We start from the raw sequence: 2,439 nt of genomic DNA on the forward strand, positions 1-2,439 counted from the left end.
CGGATTTGTTGCCGTTCGCCTTTAGTGGTTGGGACGATGCGATCGTCATTTCCAGTAATCCAGGTGATCGCACCGACGATCCGATTACCGTCGCCGATACTGTCTATTTCGACTTTGGATGGGTTAATCTTGGCGATGCCAGTACCGGCGGATCCTACGCCGTCGAAGCGAGACTCGATGGATCCATTATCGCATTCAACGGCGACATCCCTGATACAGCGTCATTCAGTGGATTTTCATTCAGCGACATTGATGAGGGACCGCTGTCGGTAGGCCTGCACACCGTCTCTTTCGAAGTCGACGTCGATGGTGACATTGCTGAAGACAACGAAACCAACAACGTCTATAGCCGACAGTTCACGGTAATGGAGGTTGGTACGGAAGATTTTGGTGATGCTCCGACTGCGGCGCAGTCCGGTTTGGCATCCAGTTATCCCACTTTGCTTGCGGACAACGGCGCACGTCACACGCCGGTCTCGGGGTTCCAGCTTGGGGATTCGATTGATGTCGAGGCTGACGGCCAGCCCAGTGTCGGTGCGTCCGACGATGACACTTTTAATACCGATGACGAAGATGGAGTCGAATTCACCAGTGCGATTAGCATCGGTGGAGTTGCCACTGCTGACGTTCTGGTGACCAATACTGCGGGCGTCACCAACCCTTATCTTGACGCCTGGATCGACTTCAATCAGGACGGAGACTGGGACGACTCCGGCGAGCTTGTATTCAGCGGCGCCGTCGTCGCCGGCACGAATTCGATCAACGTGACTGTTCCGGGGACTACCTTGCCCGGAGTCACCTACGCACGTTTCCGGTTGCATGACGGTACGTCTGGATTGACGCCCACTGGTCTGGCGTCCAGTGGCGAAGTCGAAGATTACCTAGTTCAAACATCGACTCCCGGACAATGGAGCGATCAGGGGCCGTCGCCCACGATCAATGGACAGTTGGAACTGGGCACGCAGCCCAATCGCCAGGTCACTGGCGCGATTCATACCGTGTTGGCTCATCCAACCGATCCAGACATCGTGTACATCGGCAGCGTCAATGGCGGGATCTGGCGTACAAACAATTTCACAGCCGCCGATCCAACCTGGGTTCCACAGACAGATTTTCTCGAATCGCTCGGCATCGGTGCGATGGCATTTGATCCGACCGACCCGACCTTCAATACCATTGTTGCTGGCACGGCTAAGTACAGCAGTTTCGCTGGACTGGGCGGCGTTCGCGGACCGGTTTATCGTACGACCGACGGTGGAGCCAATTGGATTCAGTTGGCCAGCGATGGTCTGCGTACGGTTGGCGAAAACATTTCGGGGATCGCTGCCCGAGGCAACACGATTGTTGTCAGCTCTTCGGTGAATTTTGGAGGTATCTTTCGCAGCACCGACGGTGGCGCGACTTTTCATCCGATTACGGATGCCGATTTTGTCTCGCCCAACGATAACTTTACTGATCTGGTCGAAGATCCTACCAACATCAATCGCCTGTACACAGTTAGTGAGGGAATAGGGGGCTCCGCAGGTATCTACCGTTCTGACAATTTTGGCGTCAATTGGACAAAGATCGCCGGTGATGGCAGTGCCGCAATCGACACGCTGCTACAACAAAGCAATAACGTCGAAATGGCAGTGTCGCCGCAAACCGGTCGGTTGTTCGCGGCCGTGCTGATCAGCGCTCAACCACAAGGCGTGTTCTATAGTGACAACACCACAGCGGGCACTCCCACTTGGACACAGATGGATGTTCCCGTGTTGCCTCTGGGTGGCACGGCAGCGATCACCGGTGCGACCAACGCCACTCCGATCGTGATCACCTCGGCAAACCATGGCCTGGTCTCAGGCAGCTATGTCGTGATTGACGGCGTCGCAGGCAACACCGCCGCCAACGGTTTTTATCGCGTCACTCGGCTAACCGATAACACGTTCTCGTTGGACAACAGCAGTGGGAACGGCGACTATGTCAGCGGTGGCACTTGGAGCGAAGTGACGGGCCCGAACCCTCGTCCCAAAGACATCGAGGAAACCGGTGCACAGGGGCGCATTCACTTTTCAATCGTGGTTGACCCGACCGATCCCGACATTGTTTACATCGGTGGTGACCGTCAAGAGCAACCCAACGTGATTGGCGACAACACGTATGGTGGCGCCATTTTTCGCGGTGACGCATCGATCGCACGTAACCCCCGCGTTGCCCCATCGCCACAATGGGATCATGCCACTCACGATTTTGTGCCAGGTGTGGACCCCGATGGTGGAACAGCGAGCGGAACAGCACCCCATGCGGATTCACGCGAGATGGTGTTTGATGCCAACGGCAATCTAGTGGAAGTCGATGATGGCGGTATCTACATGCGAACCAGTCCTCGCGACCGCTTCGGTGATTGGTTCAGCAAGGCGGGCACGCTCGGTGTAGTCGAATTCCATGATGTTGGTTACG

At 56.0% G+C, this 2,439-nt stretch carries 1 protein-coding gene; it reads left to right on the forward strand.

Annotation, left to right across the window (positions count from 1 at the left end):
- Positions 1-2,439 (forward strand): GEVED domain-containing protein (locus RMSM_RS41190; RefSeq protein WP_008701568.1); only part of this gene is annotated, 2,439 nt, incomplete at both ends.

This window comes from Rhodopirellula maiorica SM1, assembly GCF_000346295.1.
Lineage (GTDB): Bacteria > Planctomycetota > Planctomycetia > Pirellulales > Pirellulaceae > Novipirellula > Novipirellula maiorica.